The following is a 20,478-nucleotide window of genomic DNA, read 5'->3' on the forward strand; positions in this document are numbered from 1 at the left end:
CATGGCACTGGTCACCCGCTCCACCGCCCCACTGGAGCCATGGAAGGACCCATCGGCACAGCCGTTTCTGCGGATCGAAGGGATCACCAAAACCTTCGGCAAGGTGTACGCCTGCGATGACATTTCGCTGGATGTTTATCGCGGCGAATTCTTTGCCCTCCTGGGCGGCTCGGGTTCCGGCAAGAGCACCCTGCTGCGCATTTTGGCCGGGCTGGAGACGCCGGACCGTGGCCGGGTGCTGATCGATGGCGTCGATGTGACCGCACTGCCGCCCTACCGACGGCCGGTGAACATGATGTTCCAGAGTTACGCCCTGTTCCCGCACATGACGGTGGCGCAAAACATCGCCTTTGGCCTGAAGCAGGACGGCATGAGCGCGGGTGAAATCCGGGATCGCGTACAGCAGATGCTGGAGCTGGTGCAGATGCCGCAGCTGGGCGCACGCAAGCCGTCGCAACTCTCCGGCGGCCAGCGCCAGCGTGTGGCCCTGGCGCGTGCATTGGCCAAGCAGCCCAAATTGCTGTTGCTGGATGAACCGCTGGGCGCGCTGGACAAGCGCCTGCGCGAACGCACCCAGTTCGAGCTGGTCAACATCCAGGAGCGTGTGGGGACCACGTTCGTGATGGTCACCCATGACCAGGAAGAAGCGATGACCATGTCCAGCCGCATTGCGGTGATGGACGCCGGCCGTATCGTGCAGGTGTCCACCCCGGCGGCGCTGTACGAATATCCAGCAACCCGCTTTGTGGCCGAGTTCATCGGCGGCATCAATCTGTTCGAAGGCCGGGTGCTGTCATCCAATCCTGACAACGGCCTGATGCGGATCGCCTGCAATGCTGTGGCCGGCGGCGCATTGCTGGCCCGCCATGCCGACCCACTGCCGGAAGGCACTGCCGTCAGTGTCGCGGTGCGCCCGGAAAAAATCGACGTCCATGAATCTCGCCCGCAAGCCGACAACGTCGCCACAGGCAAGGTCCGCGATATCGCCTATCTCGGCGATGTCTCGATCTATCACGTCGAAACCGAAACCGGCGTCGTGATTCGCGTGCAGGAAACGCATGTCGAACGCAGCTCCGAGCCACATTACGACTGGAACGAAACGCTGTGGCTGAGCTGGCCGGCCAGCGGTGCGGTGGTGCTGGCAACATGAGCAACGGTAGCAACGGTCTCTGGTCGCAGTTGTGGGCCGAGGTTGTCCGCAACCTGTTCGGATGGTTCCGTGCGGTGGGAATCGAGTTCCGCACCCGGCGCGGGCGCTTCTTCGTGATCATGCTGCCGATGCTGTGGCTGCTGCTGTTTTTTGCAGTGCCGTTCCTGATCGTGCTGAAGATCAGTCTCGCCGAGGCGGTATTCGGGCAGGCACCTCCATACACGCCACTGGTGGAACACGGCGCCGACGGCACCACCAGCCTGCACCTGCATACCGGCAGCTATCTGCTGCTGCTTGAGGATCCACTGTATGTCACGGCCTATCTGAAATCGCTGCTGTTCGCCAGTGTGTCCACCGTGTGCTGCCTGCTGCTTGGCTATCCCATCGCCTACGGCATCGCCCGTGCCCGGCCGGCATGGCGGATGTTGCTACTGATACTGGTGATCTTGCCGTTCTGGACCAGCTCGTTGCTGCGCACCTACGCAATGATCGGCATGCTCAAGGCCAACGGCGTGCTGACCAGTGCACTGGCCTCGCTCGGGCTGGTCGAGCCTGGCACCGCGATCCTGCACACCGACCTCGCCGTGTACATCGGCATCGTCTACAACTACCTGCCGTTCATGATCCTGCCACTCACCGCCACGCTGATGCGGCTGGATTTCAGCCTGCTGGAAGCCGCAGCCGATCTCGGTGCAAAACCCTGGCAGGCGTTTCTGCGAATCACGCTGCCGCTGTCGATGCCGGGCATCATCGCCGGCGCGCTGCTGGTCTTCATTCCGGCGGTGGGTGAGTTCGTGATCCCCGACATCCTGGGTGGCCCGGATGCGCTGACCATCGGCCGGGTGCTATGGACGGAGTTTTTCACCAACCGTGACTGGCCGCTGGCGTCTGCAGTTGCGGTCGCCATGCTGCTGTTGCTGGTGATCCCGACACTGCTGTTTGAATACATCGAAAACCGCCACGAACGTCGTGAGGCGCAGTCATGAGGCGCCATCCCTGGGGGCTTTGGCTGACTATGGCGGCAGGCTACACGCTGCTGTACGTCCCCATCGTTTCAATGGTCGTGTATTCGTTCAGCGCCTCGCGCATGGCCACGGTCTGGGCGGGCTTCTCCACCCGCTGGTATGTGGCCCTGTTCTCCAACGAGCAGATCCTGCAGGCGCTGGCACGCAGCCTGACCATTGCCGCCGTGGCCGCCACCGCTGCTACCGTGCTGGGCACCGCCTGCGGGCTGGCGCTCTCGAGGTTCGGCCGCTTCCCCGGCCGCGGTCTGCTCAGCCTGATGAACTCCGCGCCCATGGTGATGCCCGATGTCATGCTCGGCCTGTCCTCGCTGCTGCTGTTTGTCACCCTGCAGCAGATGCTGGGTTGGCCGGAACGCGGCATGGGCACCATTGCCATCGCCCACATCACCTTAACCACCTGCTACGTCACGGTGGTGGTGCGCTCACGCATGAGCACACTGGATGACAGCCTGGAAGAAGCCGCGATGGATCTGGGTGCGCGTCCATGGCAGGTGTTCTGGCTGATCACCTTGCCGCTGATCGCACCCGCCCTGCTGGCGGGCTGGCTGCTGGCCTTCACCCTGTCGCTGGACGACTTGGTCATCGCCAGCTTCACCTCCGGCCCCGGCGCCAGCACCCTGCCGATGCTGATCTATTCGAAAGTGAAGCTAGGCGTGACCCCGGAGATCAATGCGTTAGCGACGCTGATCGTCAGCGTAGTCGCACTCGGCGTCGTGGCCGCCGGCCTGTTGATGCACCGGCGCGAGCAGGCCGGCAGTCGCTGATCAGCTGCCGCGCCGGATGATCCGCCAGGCGCGGTGGATCCTGGGATTGCGGGCGAAATCCGGCGGGATGGTGGACGCGCTGATGTCCTCCACCTGGGCGAACTCGGCCAGTGCCGCTTCGTCCAGCCGGAAGCGGCGGAAATTGTTGCTGAAGTACAGCACGCCGCCCGGCGCCAGCCGCGCCACCGCCGCGCGCAGCAAGCGCACGTGGTCACGCTGCACGTCGAAGTCGCTGGCACGCTTGGAGTTGGAGAACGTCGGCGGGTCGCAGAAGATCACGTCGTATTCGCCGCGATCGGCCTCCAGCCACGTCAGCGCATCGGCCTGGGTGATGCGGTGGCGGGTGCCGCCGATGTTATTGCCGCGCAGGTTGTCGGCCAGCCATTCGAGATAGGTGGCCGACAGGTCCACGCTGGTGGTCTGCGCCGCGCCCTGCACCGCCGCCTGCACGGTGGCCACACCGGTATAGCAGAACAGGTTGAGAAACCGCTTGCCGCGCGCTTCCAGCGCCATCCGCGCGCGCAGCGGGCGGTGGTCGAGGAACAACCCGGTGTCGAGGTAGTCGAACAGATTGACCTGCAGCAGCGCCGGGCCTTCGCGCACGGTCAAAAACTCACCGCGCTGTGCCAGCCGCCCATATTTGCTGCCGCCCTTGCCGGGCGCACGGGTTTTCACCGCCACCCGTTCGCGCGGCACGGCAAACACTTCGCGTACCGCCAGCAGCAGCTCATCGAGGCGCCGGCGGGTGGTGGCCTCCGGAATCTCGGCTGGCGCAGCATATTCCTGCACGTGCAGCCAGGTTTCGCCTGTGACCGTCGTGTACACATCGACGGCGCAGGCATATTCCGGAATGTCGGCATCGTAGGCACGGAAACAAGTCACCTGCGCCTGCTGGCGCCAGCGCGCTAGCTTGTCGAGATTTTTGCGCAGCCGGTTGGCCACCATTTGCGCACCCGCCGGAAGCTCGCGTCGGTCGCTGGCTTCACGTTGTGGCGGAAGGATGGGGTCGCAGACAATCAGGCTGCACGCAAGCGGTCCATTGAAAACACCATAGCGTTTCCTGGCCCGCAGACCGGTGGCGCGCGCTAACGCCTCATCACCACACAACAGCGCGGCGCGCCAGCCGGGAACCGCCCGCTTGAGCGCATCTCCAAGCTGGCGATACAGGGCCGGATCGGCCTGCAACCGCGCATCGTAGGGAGGGTTGCAGACCACGGCGCCGCGCGGGGCCGCCAATGCCGGCAGCGCAGCGATATCGCGCTGGCACAGGTCGATGGCCTCGGCCACGCCGGCGGCCTGCGCGTTCTCACGCGCGGCCCGGATCGCGGCGGGGTCACGGTCGCTGCCATGGATGCACGGGCGCAGCGCAGCGCGGCCTTGCGCTGCCCGTGCTTCGGCATCGGCGTGCAGGCGCGCCCAGGCGTCGCGGTCCAGCCCCAGCCAGCGGCTCGGCAGCCGCGCGCCATGGCGCTGCAAGCCCGGCGCCACGTCGGCGGCCATCAAGGCACCTTCGATCAGCAGGGTGCCGCTACCGCACATGGGGTCGAGCAGATCACCGCCTTGCGCATACACCTGCGGCCAGTCGGCGCGCAACAACACCGCCGCGGCCACGGTTTCTTTCAGCGGTGCCTCACCCTGGGCGCGCCGCCAGCCACGGCGGTGCATCGGGCCGCCGGACAGATCAATCGAAAGCGTGGCCCGCCCTTTGCGCACCACCAGATGGATGCGCACATCGGCGGCCTCCACGTCCACATCCGGGCGCTGCCCGGTCTGCTGCCGCAGGGTATCGACGATGGCGTCCTTCACCCGCTGTGCCGCATACCGGGCATGGGTCAACGCGTCGCCGGAGACGTGCGCGTCGATGGCGATGCTGTGCTCCGGCGACAGATGCCGCAACCACTCCACCGCCACGGCCCCGGCATACAGGGCATCCGCGTCGGCACAGTCGAACTCGGCAATCGGCCACAGGATGCGGCTGGCCAGTCGCGACCACAACACCGCCCGCAGCGCATCGTCCAGGGTGCCTTCAACGTTGACGCCGGCAATGGCGGCGGTGGCGCGCACACAGCCCAACTGCATGAGCTCGTCGGCCAGCAGGTATTCCAGACCCTTGCCGCAGGACGCGAAAAAACGCATGACGTCAGAGCGTAGCCAGCAGTGCGGCGAACGCGTCGGCACTGGCCTGCACGTGGTCGGACAGGCGGTGGGAATCATTCACCAGCAGCAGCCGCGCACTGCGTGCTGCGGCCCAGTCCACCACCTGCGCGACCGGGATCAGCTCGTCATGCCAACCGTGGATGATCGAGGTCGGCACCAGTGACGCCGGCATTGGCGGCGCACCTTCCATGACCACCGGCGGCGCCATCAGGAACAGGCCCGCCACCGGCACCTGCATCGACACCACGCCGCTGATATAGGCACCAAGACTGGAACCGGCCAGGACCAGCGGGCCGCGCTCAGCCGCTGCCCGCGCCAGCCGCAGCAAGCGCTCGATGCGCGCCGGCACGTCGCCCAGCGGGGTCACCTCGCGGCGGGCATCGAGATCGGTGTAGTCCGGGCGCTCATGGCTCCAGCCCAGGCGCTCGGCCACCTCTGCCAGCGCAGTCACCTTGGTGGCGTCGGGGCCGCTTTCGAAACCGTGGGAAAGTATGCAATGTCCTTTCATATGCGAATGCTAGCATCGGTGCATGGCCGCCCCCACGATCCACCCGCATCCTTTGCCCTATGCCGACCGGCTCGAAACGCGGTCGCCAGCGGCCATCGACACCGTGGTGATCCACTGCACCGAGCTGCCTGATCTGGCCACGGCGCGTGATTATGGCGAGCGGGTGATGTATCCATCCGGCACCGGCAACAGCGGTCATTACTACATCGACCGCGATGGGCGGATCGAGCAATACGTGCCGGTCGAGCGCATCGCCCACCACGTCCGCGGCTGGAACGCTCGCAGCCTCGGCATCGAGCTGGTCAACCGCGGCCGCTACCCGCACTGGCTGGACTCCCGCCACCAGGCGATGGACACGCCCTATCCCGATGCCCAGATCGACGCCTTGATCGGGCTGCTGCAGTGGCTCAAGACAACGCTGCCGGGGCTGACCTGGATCGCCGGCCACGAGGATCTCGATCGCGAGGCGGTGCCCGCCAGCAACGATCCGGCCATCCTGGTCCCCCGCAAACGCGATCCCGGCCCACAGTTCCCTTGGTCGCGGGTACTGGCGGCCGTGCCGCTGGCACGGCTGCCCGCCATGGCCGATGCGGGACCGCCGGTATAATCCGCGCATGAATGCCCCTGTCTCCGAGCTCATCGAGCTGCTCTCGCTGGAGCGGCTGGAAGACGACCTGTTCCGCGGTCAGAGCCGCGATATCGGCACCAAATACGTCTTTGGCGGACAGGTGCTCGGCCAAGCCCTATCCGCCGCACAGGCCACCATGACCCAGCCGCGCGCGGCCCACTCGCTGCACGCCTATTTTCTGCGCGCCGGTGACATCGAAGCGCCGATCGTCTACCACGTCGATCGCACCCGCGACGGTGGCAGCTTCTCGGTGCGGCGGGTCACTGCGGTCCAGCATGGCAAGGTGATCTTCTTCTGCGCCGCCTCATTCCAGAAAGAGGAGCCAGGCGCCGAACACCAGCTGTCGATGCCAGAGGTTCCCATGCCCGAGGACCTGGAACCGCCACCGGCGATTCCGCCGGAACGGCTGGCCCAGTTGCCCACCATGGTGCAACGCTGGCTCAACCGCGCCGGCCCGTTCGAGTTCCGCCACGTCTATCCGCGCGACGAGCTCAACCCCCCCAAGCGCCCGCCCTACCAGCAGGTCTGGTTCCGGCTGGCGGCACCGGTCGGTGACTCGCCGGAACTGCATCGGGCGCTGCTGGCCTATGCCAGCGATTTCCACCTGCTCGGCACCGCCACCTTCCCGCACGGCATCAGCTACTACCAGCCCAATGTGCAGATGGCCTCGCTGGATCACGCGCTATGGTTCCACCGCAGCTTCCGCGCCGACGACTGGCTGCTGTATTCGATCGACAGCCCGAGCGCACAAGGCGCCCGCGGGCTTGCGCGCGGCCTGATCTACGACCGCAATGGCCGGCTGGTGGCCAGCACTGCCCAGGAAGGAATGATCCGGGTTCTGCCTGAAGCCGCCACACGATGAGGAAGGTCTTTTCCAGCCTGCGCCTGGAAAACGTCGAGGCGGTGGCCCGGCTGCTGCGTGATGCCGGCATCGAGGTCAAGATCGAGCATGGCCGCAGCTACCGCGGCTACCGGCGCGGCAACTTCAGCTACGACAGCCGCAAGTTGCCCGAGCAGATGCCCGCCGTCTGGATCGTCCGCGCCGAGGACCAACCGCGCGGCCGGCAGATTTTGCGTGAACTTGGCCTGCTGGAAGACGCCCGCCAGCAGGGCGGCTACCTGCCTGCCGCCCTGCAGACCACCGAGAAAGCGACTGTCACGCGCCGTCCGGCAGCGCCAGGGAGGCGGCTGAAGCTGTGGCTGCTAGCGCTGATCGGCGCCGTGATTGCACTGGCGCTGGTGCAGACGCGCAAACCCGCGCCCGCACCCGCCAACAAGGCTCCTGCAACGGCGGCGCCGGCGATGCCAACCCTGGAGACCATCACCGATCCCCAGGTGTTCCGCTATGACGTGCCAACCGCACTGGTCGCACGGCTGCTGGAGCATGCCCTGCACGGGAAGACCCCTGCCCAGGCCTGCGTGCGCGTGGATGGACGCGACCCGTCCCCTGCGGCGCTGGCGGCCGCGCGCGTGCCGGCCGCCATCCAGCTGCGCCCCGCCTCGGCCTGCGCTGGCCAGCACGAGGCAGCAGCGAACACCATCGCCATCGATGACTACATGACCGATGGCAGCGGCAGCGGCGAAGTCACGCTGGCGGTCGGCACATCACCACCACAGGTGCTGTCGGTGACACGGCAGGGCCGGCAATGGCAGATCGGGGCGACGCGCCCGGCCAGCGCCGACGCCGACCGTCGCTAAAGAAAGAAAGCCTGAGCACTGCGATCTGCTGTCAGTCCACGCGGCATCCTTGCCGGCGGGAATCTCCGAACTGCTCGACGATTCCCGCACGCCGGCCGTGCGCCTGCCACAGCGCACGCGATCGCCATCACTTTCCAGGCGCGGGCGGTGGCGGCGCCTTATCCGGCATCGGTGGCCGCTGCCGGTGCTCACCCATCGGGTGGCACACCTGCGGGATCTTGTCGAACTCCTCTCGACTGAGCTTGCCGTCCTTGTTGCTGTCGGCCTTGTCGAAGCATTCGGCACGTTGCTCGGCCATGCGCTGCTGCCACTGCTGCCGATCCATGGGCGGCTGGCCATCCTGGCGCCAGTGCCGCGCCGGCAGTTCATCGGAGGTGAGCTTGCCGTCCTTGTTTTTGTCGAGCTGGTCGAATCGCGCTGCCAGACGCGGGAACTTGGCCGCCTCGTCACGCGTGATGACACCGTCACCATTGGCATCCACCCGTTGCATGGGCGATGCCGGCGGGGCAGGTGGCGCAGCTGGCGGGGCGGGTGGCGGGGCCACCTGCGCGATCGCCGCGGCAGAGGCCATGGTCGTCGTCAATGCCAGAAGCATCAGGTGCAGTCGTTTCATGTCGTCTCTCCTCCCGATACCGCATCGGGGTACTGCCAGAAACGCATCTACAGCGCTACGGTTGACCTGCCGATTGGGTGACCGATGCCCGCAGCTGGCAGTCGTTACACCTCACAAGGGCGCTATGCTGCACACATGCGGAGCAACGACGACACCCTCCGGCTGTTCCACTCTGTCCCGCACGCCTGCGGCTATTGGCCTGGCCGCGAGGCGCGCGATCTGGTGCTGGATCCGCGCGACCCGCGCCTGCCCACGCTCTACCCGACCGCCCTGCAGTGGGGCTTCCGCCGCTCCGGCGATATCGTCTACCGCCCGGCCTGCCAGGGCTGCCGCGCCTGCGTGCCGGTGCGGATCCCGGTGGCTGACTTCCAGCCCAACCGCAGCCAGCGCCGCTGTCTGAGCCGCAATGCCGATCTCGAGCCGCATATCGTCAGTCCGGCCTGCACCGAGGAATACCTCCGGCTGTATCAGCGCTATCTGGTGCGGCGCCATCCTGGCGGCGGCATGGACGGGCATGGGGCGCACGAGTTCACCCAGTTTCTGATTGGCAGCTGGAACGAAAGCCGCTTCCTGGAACTGCGTCAGCGCGTCACCCACACATTGCTGGCGGTGGCGGTCACCGATCTGACCGATGACGCGCTGTCGGCGGTCTATACCTTCTACGATCCCGACGAGGCCAGACGCGGTCTGGGCACACTGGCAATCCTGCACCAACTGATGTGGGCCAAACGCAGCGGTCGCACGCACCTGTACCTGGGATACTGGATCGATGGCCATCCGAAAATGCATTACAAGCGCCGGTTCGCACCGCTGCAGGCCTTCGATGGGCGCACCTGGCGCACGCTGCCACCGACCTGTCACGATTGACCATGCCCGACTGCGGAGGCGGACGTTTGCCGTGCCATCCTGATCCCATGTCGCGTCCTGCTTCCACCTGGGCTGCCCTGCCCTTGCTGACTACCTTTCTGCTTGCCGCCTGCTCGGCCCCGTCATTGCCATTTTCCCGGCTGGCTGGGCTGGTCGTGGATCCGGAACTGGACGAAATCAGCGGGCTTGCTGCCTCCCATGCGCACGATGACGTGCTGTGGATGCATAACGACAGCGGCAACCCGGCTCGCCTGTATGCGATCAACACCCGTGGCCGGGTGCTGGCACGCTTCGATGTAAAAGGGGCGCGCAATATCGACTGGGAAGACCTCGCCAGCTTTGACCTGGATGGCCGGCACTATCTGCTGCTGGCCGACACCGGCGATAACGGTGGGCAGCGACGGGAATTTTGGCTGCATGTCTTCGAGGAGCCGGCAACCCTGGCCAATGGCACCCTGCGCCCGGCCTGGTCGATCCCGGCGCGCTGGCCGGACGGCCCGCGCGACTGCGAAGCCGTCGCCGTTGATCCGCTGCGCGGCCAGATCCTGTTGATCTCGAAAAAACGCACGCCACCGGAGCTGTTCACACTGCCGCTGGCCGACCCGCATGGTGCGATCCGCGAGGCTCGCCGCATCGGCCGACTGGCCGACGTCCCGCAGGTCAGTGCACAGCTGCAGCGCCGCGACCCGCAGATGGCGGCCCTGTTTTCCCAAGTCACCGCCGCCGACATCTCCCCGGACCGCAAGACGCTTGCCGTGCTGACCTATGGCAGCGTGCTGTTTTACCGCCGCGGCCCCAACGAGTCCTGGTCTGATGCCGTTGCGCATCCGCCAGAAGCGCACGATGTCCCGCTGATCCCACAGGCCGAGGCACTGGGTTTCAGCGCCGGTGGTGCCGGTCTGTATGCCACCGGCGAATCCCGGCCCGCTCCAATCTTCTATCTGGTGCCGCAACGCGAATAAGCCCGCCGGAAGGAAAGGCCTGCGGCCACCTCTGCTGGACGCATCCGCCCATGTCGGTGCCTGAGCAGGCCCGGATTCGGCGTTCGCAAACCCAATCGCCCGCGCGATGACTCCGCGGCGCTGCCGCCCCCGGTCGGGCGTGCCACCAGAACCGACTGCCCCACGCCGTCTTGTGCCCGCCTCGCCCGGGCAACTCTTGTCATATAGATATCTTCGTGATATCTATTTGCTCATCAACCCAGGAGCGCCACCATGAAAGAACGCCTGATCTCCTCCCTTCCCGGCATCCCCATGCTGCTGCTTCTGCTGCTGGCCATGCTTGCTGGCGGTTGGCTGTTTATGCCCGCGCTGGAACAGTCGCAATGGCCGCAAATGCTCGCGGGCCTGCTGCTGGCCGGCGGTGGCGCGCTGTGTCTGAGCGGGCTGTACATGGTCGAACCCAACCAGGCCGCCGTGCTGAGCCTGTTCGGCAAGTACGTCGGTACGGTGAAGGAGGCCGGCCTGCGCTGGAACAACCCGTTCTACCTCAAGAAAAAGATCTCCCTGCGGGTGCGCAACTTCGAGTCCGGCAAGCTCAAGGTCAATGATCTGGACGGCAGCCCGATCGAAATCGCCGCGGTGATCGTCTGGCAGGTGGTCGATGCCTCGGAGGCGGTCTACAACGTGGACGACTACGAAAGCTTCGTGCACATCCAGTCCGAATCCGCGCTGCGGACGATGGCCACCAGCTACCCCTACGACCAGCACGAGGACGGCCAGATCGCGCTGCGCAGCCATGCTGCGGAAGTCTCACAGCACCTACGCGATGAACTGGCCGAGCGTCTGGCCGATGCCGGCGTGCAAGTGCTGGACGCACGCATCAGCCACCTCGCCTACGCCCCGGAGATCGCCCAGGCGATGCTGCAACGCCAGCAGGCCAACGCCATCATCGCCGCCCGCACCCGCATCGTCGCCGGCGCGGTGGGCATGGTGGAGATGGCGCTGGCCGAACTGCAGAAGAACGGCGTGGTCGAGCTGGACGAAGAGCGCAAGGCGCAGATGGTCAGCAATCTGCTGGTTGTGCTGTGCAGCGAGCGCGGCACCCAGCCGATCGTCAATGCCGGCACGCTGTACTGAGCGCCAGCCGCCGTGAACGAAAAGAAAGCCTATCCGCTGCGCATCAACGCCGAGGTCCTGGCGGCGATGCAGCGCTGGGCCGATGACGAGCTGCGCAGCCTCAACGCACAGATCGAATACGTGCTGCGCGACGCGCTGCGCAAGGCCGGGCGGCTGCCCAAACCTGCCGATGCCGGGGCGCCGGAAGGCGCTTCCGGCACGGCCAAGACGACATCATGACCACGCCACCATGCGTCGCTCATCTGCCTCCATCCGCCACTTCGCCGTCACGCCGCCACCTGCACACGCCTGGGCCATCCTGCTGGTGATCCTCGCACTATGCACCGTGGCAGGTGGACTTGCTTACCGGCAACACGGCCCACTGGCGTTGCTGGCCCCGCTACTGCTCACGATCGCCCTGCTCGCCATGCGCCGCCGGTCGGTCTCGCTGGGCAACGGCGTGCTCGAGGTCCGGGCCGCGTTTTACCGCAAGCGCATCGCCCTGGCCGAGCTGGATTTGCAGCGCGCCCGCGTGGTCGATCTGGCCGAGCACACGCAGCTTCAGCCACGGCTGAAAACCAATGGCTATGCAATCCCCGGCTTTTACGCCGGGCACTTCCGCCTACGCGGCCAGCCCGGTAAGGCGTTCTGCCTGATCACCGACCGCCGCCGCGTGCTGTGGCTGCCGTTGCGCGACGGCAGCCAGCTGCTGCTGAGCCTCGAGCAACCACAGGCCCTGCTGGATGCCTTGCGTGCGGCAACGTGACGGCCCACTGCGCTAACCTGCCCGGATGCCCCACCTGCCGCCGACCCCGCTGAAGACCCACCTGCGCAACACGGCCGAGATCGAACTCTGGCCGGCCGCACTGTTGCATGCGCGCGGCAACGCCACCGCCCGCCTGCTCGCACGTGCGCGACGGGTGCTGCGGCGCAAACGCGATGGCCTGTACCTGGCCGCGGAGCTGGCGGACGGCCTGCACCCACTGGTTCCCCGCTTGCAGCACGAACCGGGCCTGGCCGCAGCGCGACGTGCGTTGGCGCTGCCTCCTCCGCCCACAGGCGGCGCGTTCCATCCCATCGGCACGCTGCCGCTGCACCGCCTGCACGAGCGGCTGGCCACGCTGGGCCTGGATGCCCACGCATACGCCGCCCGCACCGGCCTGCCGCTGGTCGCGGAACCCGCCTGGCTGACCTTTGCCGGTTTCGACCGCTGGCGCCGCCCGTTGTGGCTGCGCTTTGATGCCGCCCGCGCCTGGCTGCGCCTGCGCGAAGCGGCGCTGATCGACGGCATCGTGCTGGACGCCATCTCCGGCTATCGCAGTCACGACTATCAGCTTGGGATCTTCGAACGGAAGCGGGCACGCGGCCAGACCGTGGCGGAGATTCTCGCGGTCAACGCCGCACCGGGCTTTTCCGAACACCATTCGGGACTGGCACTGGACATCGGCACGCCGAGCGAACCGCCCGCCGAGGAATCATTCGAGCGCACCCCGGCATTTGCATGGCTTTGCCAGCACGCCGGCGGCTACGGCTTCACGATGAGCTACCCGCGCGACAACCCGCACGGCATCGTGTACGAGCCCTGGCATTGGCGGTTTTCACCGTCGTGACCACTGCCCGGCCATTGGCCGAAAGAGGCAGCGCGGGCCTGCTCACGTTGACCCGCCAACCGACAACAGCCCCGGAGACTGTCAGCGGGCCTGCCCCTGCACGTGCGCCAGTGTACGCACGGTGTCGCGCAGCCCCTCGCGCCAATCCGGCGGGGTGAGGCCGAAATCCCGCTGCAATTTCGAGGTGTCCAGCACCGAATAGGCAGGCCGCCGTGCCGGCGTCGGGTAGTCCGCGGTGGTGATGGGCAGCACCTGCGGGCGCCGTGCCAGCAGGCCTGCGGCCAGGGCCTCGTCCATGATCGCTTCGGCAAAGCCATGCCAGCTGGTCTGCCCGGAGGCCACGCAATGCCAGACGCCAGATGCCGAGCTGCCCTGCTCAAGGATGGCGATAGTCGCCTGGGCCAGCCAGGCCGCAGGCGTCGGCGTCCCGATCTGGTCGGCCACCACGCGCAGTGTGTCCTGGGTACCGGCCAGACGCAGCATGGTGCGCAGGAAGTTGTGCCCGTGTGCGGCATACACCCAGGCAGTTCGCAAGATCACATGACGTGCACCGCTGCCGGCGATGGCCTGTTCGCCTGCGAGTTTGCTGGCGCCATACACGTTCAGCGGCGCAGGCCGGTCGGTCTCGCACAGCGGCCGACCGGCTTTGCCGTCGAACACGTAGTCGGTGGAATAGTGCAGCAACAGGCTGCCGCTGGCCGCACAGCCATGGGCCAGTGCAGCAGGCCCCAAGGCATTGACCCGGAAAGCAACATCGGGCTCGCGCTCGGCCTGATCGACCGCCGTGTAGGCGGCGGCATTGACCACCACATCCGGGGCGATGTGCATGACCAGGTCGGTCAACCCATCCGGGGCATCGAAGTTGGCCGCCACATCGGCATCCGCGCCGGTGCGGCTGGCCACCACCAACGTCCCCAGGGCCGGGAGCTGATCGCGCAGGGCCCGCCCCAACTGGCCACTGCCGCCGAGCAGCAGCACCTTCACGGCGCGTACACCGGCAAGCGTTCGGGCGGCACATCGGCCAGCAGCGGAGCCGCCGCATCCTTGGGCGACAGTGTGACCTCCGCCAGTGGCCAGTCGATGGCCAGTGCCGGGTCATCCCAGCGCAACGCCTGATCGCTGCCGCGGTGATAGGGGGCCGTGCACAGATAAGTCACCAGCGCGGTCTGACTCAGCACCAGAAAGCCATGGGCAAACCCCGGCGGCACCCAGAACTGGCGCCGGTTGTCGGCACTTAAGATCGCGGCGACATGCTGACCAAAGCTGGGCGAACCACGCCGGATGTCCACCGCCACGTCGTACACCTCACCTTCCAGCACGCTGATCAGCTTGCCCTGCGGATGCTGCGGCCACTGGTAGTGCAACCCGCGCAACACGCCATAGCGCGAGCGTGAGACGTTGTGCTGGACAAATGCCGTCGGCAGTCCCGGGCCACTCGCCCGCTGCGCGTTCCAGGCTTCGTAGAAATAACCCCGGTCGTCGACATACACCTCCGGTTCGATGACCAAACACTCGGCAAGTCGGGTCGGCAGGTGTTTCAAGGCAGACGTCATCCTGATGGGATGCCCGCGATGATAGCGGGCATCCGCCAGGCGGGGCGGATCTGATCTGAATCAAGGCACCGCCAGATGCGCCCGCCAGACTTGCGCCACGCGCCCAGGCAACATTGAGCAGGTGGGTATCGAGATTCCGCTCGCGTGGCAACGGGTTCAGGGCGCGATCACTGGCAACACGATGCACCATGTCCAGCCAGTCGTAACGCACGGTCAGGGCGGCAGTGGGACGCCAACGCGGCTCGATGGCATCGAAGGTCTGCTCGTTCTGTCGCCAACCGACATTGCCGCCCCAACGCTGGTTGTCCGGCACAATGCCCTGCCGCAAGGCACACGGATTGACGCGACAACATGGCACCCCCATCGGTTCATGAGGGGCCGCCAGATTCCACGCTTTCAGACCTCGGCTTGGTGATTCAGGCCAAACCAGCGCCCACGCAGGCAAATATTCCTTGCAATGCTTGATCTAGGTCAGGGCTGGCGCCGGCAAAAAGTTGATGATGACAGGCGTAGACAAGCTTTCCGTTCACTCCAAGCAAGGAGCCTGCCATGAAACTTCCAACCCGCCCCCTGATGCTGGCCCTAGCCATCACTACTGCGCTTGGCCTGTCGGCGTTTGCCATGACCCGCGCGCCGAGTTCAGCCGCCGGTATCGCCGCCAGCACCGACACCGGCGGCTCGGCTCAAGGGGACTTCGGCCCGCCGCAGGGCGAGCCGATCCACGCCGTATTGACCTCCCCGCCCAATGTCCCGCCGCCGGTCAACCGCAACTATCCAGCCAAGGTCATCGTGACCCTGGACGTAGTGGAAAAGGAAATGCCGATCTCCGAGGGCGTGACCTACACCTTCTGGACTTTCGGCGGCACCGTGCCGGGCAGCTTCATCCGGGTGCGCCAGGGCGATACCGTGGAATTCCATCTGCGCAACCTGCCCGGCAACAAGATGCCCCACAACATCGACCTGCACGGTGTCACCGGCCCCGGCGGCGGTGCTGCGTCTAGCTTCACGGCACCCGGGCACGAATCGCAGTTCACCTTCAAGGCACTCAACGCCGGCCTGTACGTCTATCACTGCGCCACCGCTCCAGTGGGCATGCACGTTGCCAACGGCATGTATGGCCTGATTTTGGTCGAGCCGCCGGAAGGATTGCCCAAAGTGGACCGCGAGTACTACGTGATGCAGGGCGATTTCTATACTACCGGCAAATACCGCGAAAAAGGCCACCAGGGCTTCGACATGGAGAAGGCCATCGAGGAGCATCCGACCTATGTGCTGTTCAATGGCATGGAAGGCTCGCTGACCGGTGACAAGGCCCTAAAGGCCAAGACTGGCGAGAAGGTACGCCTGTACGTGGGTAACGGCGGGCCGAATCTAGTGTCCAGCTTCCATGTGATCGGCGAAATCTTCGACAAAGTCTGGTTCGAAGGCGGCACCCGCTTCCAGGAGAACGTGCAAACCACGCTGATCCCGGCGGGTGGCGCAGCGATGATGGAATTCCACATGGAAGTGCCGGGCAGCTACGTGCTGGTCGATCACAGCATTTTCCGTGCCTTCAACAAGGGTGCGCTGGCGATCCTCAAAGCCGAGGGCGAGGACCGCAAGGACATCTACTCGGGTAAGGAAGTGGATGCCGTGTATCTGGGTGATCAGGCCACTGGCACCGACCGCACCCCGGTGTCCACGGCAGCCGCCTCGGCCAAGGCCGGCAAGCTAACCCGCGATGAGCAAATCGCCGCTGGCAAGGTTTTGTTTGCCGGCACCTGCTCCACCTGCCATCAGGCCGACGGCAAGGGTCTGGAAGGGGTCTTCCCGCCATTGGCCAACTCGTCTTTCCTGAAAGCCAACCCAAGCCGCATCACGGACATCATCTTGCACGGTCTGCAGGGCAAGGTGACCGTCAACGGTAAGGAATACAACTCGGTGATGCCTCCGATGAGTCAGCTGACTGATGACGAAGTGGCCAACATTGCCACCTACGTTCTCAATAGCTGGGGCAACCCGGGTGGCCAGGTGACCAAGGACGACGTCGCCAAGGCAAGAGCTGCCGGATCAGCCGGCCAGCCGAACGGGCACTGACAACATGCGCAAGCCATTGGCCAGCCTGCTGCTTGCCATCCTGCCACTCGCCGGCCTTGTCGCCGGCGAAGTGGCAGGACACTTTGTCAGCATCCCGGGTGGCCGCTTCGTCTCAGCACTGGACTATCCGGATGCCAGGAATGGCGTACGCATCAGCGCATACGCCCTGATGCGCCGACCGGTGACAAATGCTGAGTTTCTGGCTTTCGTCAAACGTCACCCACAATGGCGGCGCGACCGGATCCCCGCAGCATTCGCGGAGTCACGCTACCTCTCGCATTGGACAGGGCCTGACACCTTGGGCCCTGATGCCCAGCCCGACCAGCCGGTGGTCTGGGTGAGCTGGTTTGCCGCCAAGGCCTATTGCAAATCCTTGGGCGCACGCTTGCCCACCTGGCTGGAATGGGAATATGCCGCTGCCGCAGATGAAACCCGCCGCGATGCTAGGCGAGACCCTGCCTGGCGGGAACGCATCTTGCGCTGGTATGCACGCCCGTCCAGTCACCATCTTCCAAGGGTAGGGTTGCAAGCGCCCAACGTCTATGGCGTGCAGGATTTGCATGGCCTGGTCTGGGAATGGACCGAAGATGCTTCATCACTGCTAGTGGATGTCGACAACCGGACCCAGGGCGATCCTGACAAAGGCAAGTTTTGTGGCGCTGGTGCCTTAGCGATGAAGGATCGCAATAACTATGCCGTACTTATGAGGGTGGCAATGCTGTCCTCTATGGAAAGCCGCGACGCTACCGCCAATATGGGCTTTCGCTGTGCCAGGGACATACCATGAGCGAAAAAACTGGATACCTGCCAATCAAGTGGCTGCTGAGCAGCCTTACCTTGTTTCTGCTGCTGGCAATCCCGGGTGCTCCCGGCATCGCACAGCCTGTGCAGACGTTACCCGACGACTCTGTTTATCAACTGTCGTTGCCACTCACCGACAGCAAAGGCGTGACGCGCGACTGGCGCACCCTGCGTGGCACACCACGGCTGGTATCAATGTTCTATACCTCCTGCCAGTACATGTGCCCTCTGATCGTGGAATCCGGCAAGGCGATCGAACACCAGCTCACCCCGTCGCAACAAAAGAAACTGGGCGTGGTGCTGATTAGCATGGATCCGGCCCGCGACACTCCAGCAGCTCTCAATAAGGTCATTGAGCAACGCAAACTCGACCCAGCACGCTGGACGCTGGCATCACCGCGGGCAGATGATGTGCGGACGGTTGCCGGTATACTCGGCATCCGCTATCGCCAGCTGGCGGATGGTGGATTCAATCACAGCAGCGCCTTGATCCTGCTCGACGCTGAAGGCCGCATCGTGGCCCGCACCGAAAAAATCGGCAGCCAGCCCGACCCCGAGTTCGTAGCCGTGGTACGCAAGACCCTTGGGAACCCCTGATCAAATCAAAAGCCCCAAAGATCTACCTGACCGCCCCGCGAAACACTCGCGATTGGTTTTGCAAAAAGCGCGCTGGGGTATACGACGGACGCAACGCGAGCTATCCGGGCGCAGATGCTGCGAGGTCAGGACAGCCACACCCCCAGCGCAAACGCCAACAGCAGCGCCAGCACACCGGGCAGCAGGCGCAGTGTGTAGGCGCGCCCGCCGTTGCTCCAGGCCACCACCAGCTTGGTCATGGAGTTGGCGGCCAATGCCAGCGCAATCCCGGTCACCGCCGTCTGTTCCGGGATCCTGCCGGCCGCCGCCAACTGCGCCGCCGAGGCGGCAGCGGCATGGACATCGGCAAAACCCGACAAGGCCAGGGTCAACCGCACCGCCACTGGGCCCAACCACTGCTGGGCCACCGCCGATACCCACATGATCAACGCCAGGAGGCCGACGAAGCCAAGCGCCTGCCTGGGCTCGAACGCACGCCCAATCGGCATGTCTGCGCCGACAGGCTGCGATCGGGCCGACCGCGCGGCCATCAAAGCCACCACCGTCACCGCCACTCCGGAACTGACCAAGGCAGGCCATAGGTGTGCCAGCACGGCCGGCGCCAACACTCCGACCACCACCCCCAGTTGGATCACCGTACTCACGTTGGAGATCACGCCACCCCCGGCGCAGGCCAGCGCCAACGCGGGTGTCCGACGGGCACGGGCGCCCATGCTGGCGATGGTGGCGGTGCTGGACGCAAACCCACCCGCAAAGCCGGCCAGCAGCAGGCCGGTTCCGGCCCCGAAGGCACGCTGGGCAATATGCCCGAGCGCGCTGATGGCCATCACGAGCACGGCCAGCCACCACAAGCGGCGCGGGTTGATGGCCTGCCAGGGGTCGATGGCCCGGTCGGGCAGCAACGGCAGGACCACGGCCGCTGCCGCGGCCAGCCACAGGGCATCGTGCAGTTCCTGGGTGGTCAGGACCCTGTGCACGAAATGATGTGCACGCGACTTCGACGCCAGCAGCAACGCCACCATCACCCCGAGCCCTGCCGCCAGCGCCGATTCGCGCATGGCCAGCACACCCAGCAGGAACACCACCAGCATCGCCGTCTCGGTGGTCAGACCGGGGTCGCGCGCCCGGCTTGCCCGATAGGCCGCCAGTGCCGCCAGGACGACGAACGCCCCGCCAACGGCGATGCCGACGCCCCCTACGCGTTCCGCCAGTGCGCCACTTAAGCCGATCAGCGCAAACGTGCGCACCCCGGCTGTGGCCGGAACCGACCCTGTGCGATGGCGTTCACGTTCGACGCCGACCAGCAAACCGGCGCCCACCGCCACCAGCAGCCCCTGTAACACCTGAATATCCAATGCCATGCCCGGCAGCATAGCCAATCCCGGCGCGAGGCGACAATCCAGCGCCACGCTGCGCTTATGCGCGATCGCAGGCCCGTGTGGCCGATGACCCCTGGCAATCCCCGCCGCTGGCCGCCCGACGCAAGGCCTCCGGGTCGAGGATGCGCACCCTGCGGCCATGAACCTCGATCACGCCATCGTCCTGCAACCGGGAAAAGCCGCGACTCACCGTCTCCAGCGCCAGCCCCAGATAACGGGCGATCTCGTCACGGCTCATTGGCAGCTGAAACTCGTCGCCGTGCCGCCCGATCCGAGTCAACCGCTCGCGCAAGCCTTGGAGGAACAAGGCAATCCGCTCGCCAGCCTGGCGCCGGGTCAGCACATCGACGTGGTCATGGTCGCGGTCGGCGCTCTGGCCGATCACCCGGAGCAACTGCTGCTGCAGGCTGGGCAAATCGGCCGCGATTTCCGTAAGCCTGGCAAAGGGCAGCTCACAGACCAAGGCATCCGTCAGGGCAATGGCCTGGCAGCGATGCTGGCCAGAGCCGACGGCGTCCAGCCCGAACAGCTCCCCCGGCAGATGAAAGCCCAGCACGTGCTCCTCACCCTCCGCGCTCACCACCACGGTCTTGAAGCTGCCCTCGCTGGCCACGTACAGGCTGCGCAACGCATCCCCCGGCCGATACAGGGTTCCCCCTCGCGCCAACGGCCTGCGTTTGCGCACCACCGCATCCAGCCGGGCCATGTCCTCGGCGTCCACCCCAGCCGGCAGGCACAGGAAGCCGAGTGCGCACTCGGAGCAGGAACGGCGTAGCCGGGCCAGATCCAGGGGAATGGGGTCGCGCATGCCAGCGTTGCTCCAGCGAAAAACACGCCAGCCCACGCGGCTGGCGTCCTGGCAGCAATGGTGCGCTACTAACCGGCCCGGCGCAAGGAAAATGTATGAGTCCACCACCTTTGGCACTCGGGTTGGTGCTGGAGCAGGAAGTGTAGCGGGGGTCGCTGGCCGAGGGCGTGGTGGGGGCGCTCGGCGT

At 65.8% G+C, this 20,478-nt stretch carries 22 protein-coding genes; 15 read left to right on the forward strand and 7 right to left on the reverse strand.

Going from position 1 to position 20,478, the window contains the following annotated elements; genetic code table 11:
- Position 1 precedes the first annotated feature (1 nt).
- From BUA29_RS07185 to BUA29_RS07195, 3 genes are all read left to right on the forward strand, one after another.
- A complete protein-coding gene (locus BUA29_RS07185) occupies positions 2-1,150 on the forward strand; it encodes an ABC transporter ATP-binding protein (protein WP_072755934.1) in 1,149 nt (382 codons plus the stop codon).
- A gap of 119 nt (positions 1,151-1,269) precedes the next feature.
- Positions 1,270-2,136, forward strand: a complete 867-nt coding sequence (locus tag BUA29_RS07190; protein WP_072755953.1) for an ABC transporter permease subunit — start codon at positions 1,270-1,272, stop codon at positions 2,134-2,136.
- Entirely contained in the window at positions 2,133-2,939 is an 807-nt protein-coding gene (locus BUA29_RS07195) for an ABC transporter permease subunit (RefSeq protein WP_072755935.1), read from the forward strand. Before BUA29_RS07190 ends, BUA29_RS07195 begins: the two co-directional genes overlap by 4 nt.
- Here BUA29_RS07195 and rlmKL read toward each other — a convergent pair whose 3' ends face one another.
- Positions 2,940-5,075: a bifunctional 23S rRNA (guanine(2069)-N(7))-methyltransferase RlmK/23S rRNA (guanine(2445)-N(2))-methyltransferase RlmL gene (gene rlmKL, locus BUA29_RS07200; RefSeq protein ID WP_072755936.1), complete on the reverse strand. Its 2,136-nt coding sequence runs from the start codon at positions 5,073-5,075 to the stop codon at positions 2,940-2,942.
- 4 nt (positions 5,076-5,079) lie between these two features.
- Positions 5,080-5,604, reverse strand: a complete 525-nt coding sequence (locus tag BUA29_RS07205; protein ID WP_072755937.1) for a hypothetical protein — start codon at positions 5,602-5,604, stop codon at positions 5,080-5,082.
- A gap of 22 nt (positions 5,605-5,626) precedes the next feature.
- Here BUA29_RS07205 and BUA29_RS07210 point away from each other — a divergent pair, with 22 nt between their 5' ends.
- Genes BUA29_RS07210 through BUA29_RS07220 form a run of 3 tightly spaced genes read left to right on the forward strand, consistent with a single transcriptional unit; the run spans position 5,627 to position 7,930 of the window.
- Positions 5,627-6,211 (forward strand): N-acetylmuramoyl-L-alanine amidase, encoded by a 585-nt coding sequence (locus BUA29_RS07210; RefSeq protein ID WP_072755938.1) that lies wholly within the window; start codon positions 5,627-5,629, stop codon positions 6,209-6,211.
- 7 nt (positions 6,212-6,218) lie between these two features.
- Positions 6,219-7,094: an acyl-CoA thioesterase II gene (tesB, locus tag BUA29_RS07215; RefSeq protein ID WP_072755939.1), complete on the forward strand. Its 876-nt coding sequence runs from the start codon at positions 6,219-6,221 to the stop codon at positions 7,092-7,094.
- Positions 7,091-7,930, forward strand: coding sequence for a putative signal transducing protein (locus tag BUA29_RS07220; protein ID WP_072755940.1), 840 nt, complete (start codon positions 7,091-7,093; stop codon positions 7,928-7,930). The genes tesB and BUA29_RS07220 overlap by 4 nt, the downstream gene beginning before the upstream one ends.
- Before the next feature lie 127 nt (positions 7,931-8,057).
- Here BUA29_RS07220 and BUA29_RS07225 read toward each other — a convergent pair whose 3' ends face one another.
- The gene (locus BUA29_RS07225; RefSeq protein WP_072755941.1) at positions 8,058-8,543 is read right to left on the reverse strand and encodes an EF-hand domain-containing protein; all 486 of its coding nucleotides are present in this window, start codon (positions 8,541-8,543) and stop codon (positions 8,058-8,060) included.
- A 135-nt stretch (positions 8,544-8,678) separates the two neighbouring features.
- Between BUA29_RS07225 and BUA29_RS07230 the strand changes: the two genes are divergently transcribed.
- The 6 genes from BUA29_RS07230 (at position 8,679) to BUA29_RS07255 (ending at position 13,077) form a co-directional block, all read left to right on the forward strand.
- Positions 8,679-9,410, forward strand: coding sequence for an arginyltransferase (locus BUA29_RS07230; protein ID WP_143148845.1), 732 nt, complete (start codon positions 8,679-8,681; stop codon positions 9,408-9,410).
- Between the two features lie 47 nt (positions 9,411-9,457).
- The gene (locus BUA29_RS07235) at positions 9,458-10,372 is read left to right on the forward strand and encodes a site-specific integrase (protein WP_072755943.1); all 915 of its coding nucleotides are present in this window, start codon (positions 9,458-9,460) and stop codon (positions 10,370-10,372) included.
- Positions 10,373-10,624: 252 nt separating this feature from the next.
- Positions 10,625-11,488 (forward strand): SPFH domain-containing protein, encoded by an 864-nt coding sequence (locus BUA29_RS07240; protein WP_072755944.1) that lies wholly within the window; start codon positions 10,625-10,627, stop codon positions 11,486-11,488.
- Between the two features lie 12 nt (positions 11,489-11,500).
- The gene (locus BUA29_RS07245) at positions 11,501-11,707 is read left to right on the forward strand and encodes a type II toxin-antitoxin system antitoxin (RefSeq protein WP_072755945.1); all 207 of its coding nucleotides are present in this window, start codon (positions 11,501-11,503) and stop codon (positions 11,705-11,707) included.
- A 10-nt stretch (positions 11,708-11,717) separates the two neighbouring features.
- Positions 11,718-12,233, forward strand: coding sequence for a PH domain-containing protein (locus BUA29_RS07250; protein ID WP_072755946.1), 516 nt, complete (start codon positions 11,718-11,720; stop codon positions 12,231-12,233).
- Positions 12,234-12,258: 25 nt separating this feature from the next.
- Positions 12,259-13,077 (forward strand): M15 family metallopeptidase, encoded by an 819-nt coding sequence (locus BUA29_RS07255; protein ID WP_072755947.1) that lies wholly within the window; start codon positions 12,259-12,261, stop codon positions 13,075-13,077.
- Positions 13,078-13,158: 81 nt separating this feature from the next.
- Here BUA29_RS07255 and rfbD read toward each other — a convergent pair whose 3' ends face one another.
- Both rfbD and rfbC read right to left on the reverse strand, forming a co-directional pair.
- Positions 13,159-14,061 carry a dTDP-4-dehydrorhamnose reductase gene (rfbD, locus tag BUA29_RS07260; protein ID WP_072755948.1) on the reverse strand — a complete coding sequence of 301 codons (903 nt, stop codon included), beginning with the start codon at positions 14,059-14,061 and terminating at the stop codon, positions 13,159-13,161.
- Entirely contained in the window at positions 14,058-14,618 is a 561-nt protein-coding gene (gene rfbC / locus BUA29_RS07265) for a dTDP-4-dehydrorhamnose 3,5-epimerase (protein WP_072755954.1), read from the reverse strand. The genes rfbD and rfbC overlap by 4 nt, the downstream gene beginning before the upstream one ends.
- Positions 14,619-15,179: 561 nt before the next feature.
- Here rfbC and nirK point away from each other — a divergent pair.
- From nirK to BUA29_RS07285, 3 genes are read left to right on the forward strand one after another with little or no spacing between them, the layout of a single operon-like run.
- Positions 15,180-16,706, forward strand: coding sequence for a copper-containing nitrite reductase (nirK, locus tag BUA29_RS07275; protein ID WP_072755949.1), 1,527 nt, complete (start codon positions 15,180-15,182; stop codon positions 16,704-16,706).
- Positions 16,707-16,710: 4 nt separating this feature from the next.
- The gene (locus BUA29_RS07280) at positions 16,711-17,493 is read left to right on the forward strand and encodes a formylglycine-generating enzyme family protein (protein WP_072755950.1); all 783 of its coding nucleotides are present in this window, start codon (positions 16,711-16,713) and stop codon (positions 17,491-17,493) included.
- Positions 17,490-18,104, forward strand: a complete 615-nt coding sequence (locus tag BUA29_RS07285; protein ID WP_143148846.1) for an SCO family protein — start codon at positions 17,490-17,492, stop codon at positions 18,102-18,104. Before BUA29_RS07280 ends, BUA29_RS07285 begins: the two co-directional genes overlap by 4 nt.
- A 125-nt stretch (positions 18,105-18,229) precedes the next feature.
- On the opposite strand, the gene BUA29_RS07290 is transcribed toward BUA29_RS07285, so the two are convergent.
- Positions 18,230-19,465, reverse strand: a complete 1,236-nt coding sequence (locus BUA29_RS07290; RefSeq protein WP_072755956.1) for an MgtC/SapB family protein — start codon at positions 19,463-19,465, stop codon at positions 18,230-18,232.
- Between the two features lie 55 nt (positions 19,466-19,520).
- A complete protein-coding gene (locus BUA29_RS07295; protein ID WP_072755951.1) occupies positions 19,521-20,291 on the reverse strand; it encodes a helix-turn-helix domain-containing protein in 771 nt (256 codons plus the stop codon).
- Positions 20,292-20,478 lie beyond the last annotated feature (187 nt).

The sequence above is a fragment of the Thermomonas hydrothermalis genome (assembly GCF_900129205.1).
GTDB classification, from domain to species: domain Bacteria; phylum Pseudomonadota; class Gammaproteobacteria; order Xanthomonadales; family Xanthomonadaceae; genus Thermomonas; species Thermomonas hydrothermalis.

Excerpts from the sequence above, each read along its gene's own strand:
- BUA29_RS07185 (WP_072755934.1), top strand. The coding sequence starts at position 2 with ATGGCACTGGTCACCCGCTCCACCGCCCCACTGGAGCCATGGAAGGAC.
- BUA29_RS07190 (WP_072755953.1), top strand. The coding sequence starts at position 1,270 with ATGCTGCCGATGCTGTGGCTGCTGCTGTTTTTTGCAGTGCCGTTCCTG.
- BUA29_RS07195 (WP_072755935.1), top strand. The coding sequence starts at position 2,133 with ATGAGGCGCCATCCCTGGGGGCTTTGGCTGACTATGGCGGCAGGCTAC.
- rlmKL (WP_072755936.1), bottom strand. The coding sequence starts at position 5,075 with ATGCGTTTTTTCGCGTCCTGCGGCAAGGGTCTGGAATACCTGCTGGCC.
- BUA29_RS07205 (WP_072755937.1), bottom strand. The coding sequence starts at position 5,604 with ATGAAAGGACATTGCATACTTTCCCACGGTTTCGAAAGCGGCCCCGAC.
- BUA29_RS07210 (WP_072755938.1), top strand. The coding sequence starts at position 5,627 with ATGGCCGCCCCCACGATCCACCCGCATCCTTTGCCCTATGCCGACCGG.
- tesB (WP_072755939.1), top strand. The coding sequence starts at position 6,219 with ATGAATGCCCCTGTCTCCGAGCTCATCGAGCTGCTCTCGCTGGAGCGG.
- BUA29_RS07220 (WP_072755940.1), top strand. The coding sequence starts at position 7,091 with ATGAGGAAGGTCTTTTCCAGCCTGCGCCTGGAAAACGTCGAGGCGGTG.
- BUA29_RS07225 (WP_072755941.1), bottom strand. The coding sequence starts at position 8,543 with ATGAAACGACTGCACCTGATGCTTCTGGCATTGACGACGACCATGGCC.
- BUA29_RS07230 (WP_143148845.1), top strand. The coding sequence starts at position 8,679 with ATGCGGAGCAACGACGACACCCTCCGGCTGTTCCACTCTGTCCCGCAC.
- BUA29_RS07235 (WP_072755943.1), top strand. The coding sequence starts at position 9,458 with ATGTCGCGTCCTGCTTCCACCTGGGCTGCCCTGCCCTTGCTGACTACC.
- BUA29_RS07240 (WP_072755944.1), top strand. The coding sequence starts at position 10,625 with ATGAAAGAACGCCTGATCTCCTCCCTTCCCGGCATCCCCATGCTGCTG.
- BUA29_RS07250 (WP_072755946.1), top strand. The coding sequence starts at position 11,718 with ATGCGTCGCTCATCTGCCTCCATCCGCCACTTCGCCGTCACGCCGCCA.
- BUA29_RS07255 (WP_072755947.1), top strand. The coding sequence starts at position 12,259 with ATGCCCCACCTGCCGCCGACCCCGCTGAAGACCCACCTGCGCAACACG.
- nirK (WP_072755949.1), top strand. The coding sequence starts at position 15,180 with ATGAAACTTCCAACCCGCCCCCTGATGCTGGCCCTAGCCATCACTACT.
- BUA29_RS07280 (WP_072755950.1), top strand. The coding sequence starts at position 16,711 with ATGCGCAAGCCATTGGCCAGCCTGCTGCTTGCCATCCTGCCACTCGCC.
- BUA29_RS07285 (WP_143148846.1), top strand. The coding sequence starts at position 17,490 with ATGAGCGAAAAAACTGGATACCTGCCAATCAAGTGGCTGCTGAGCAGC.
- BUA29_RS07290 (WP_072755956.1), bottom strand. The coding sequence starts at position 19,465 with ATGGCATTGGATATTCAGGTGTTACAGGGGCTGCTGGTGGCGGTGGGC.
- BUA29_RS07295 (WP_072755951.1), bottom strand. The coding sequence starts at position 20,291 with ATGCGCGACCCCATTCCCCTGGATCTGGCCCGGCTACGCCGTTCCTGC.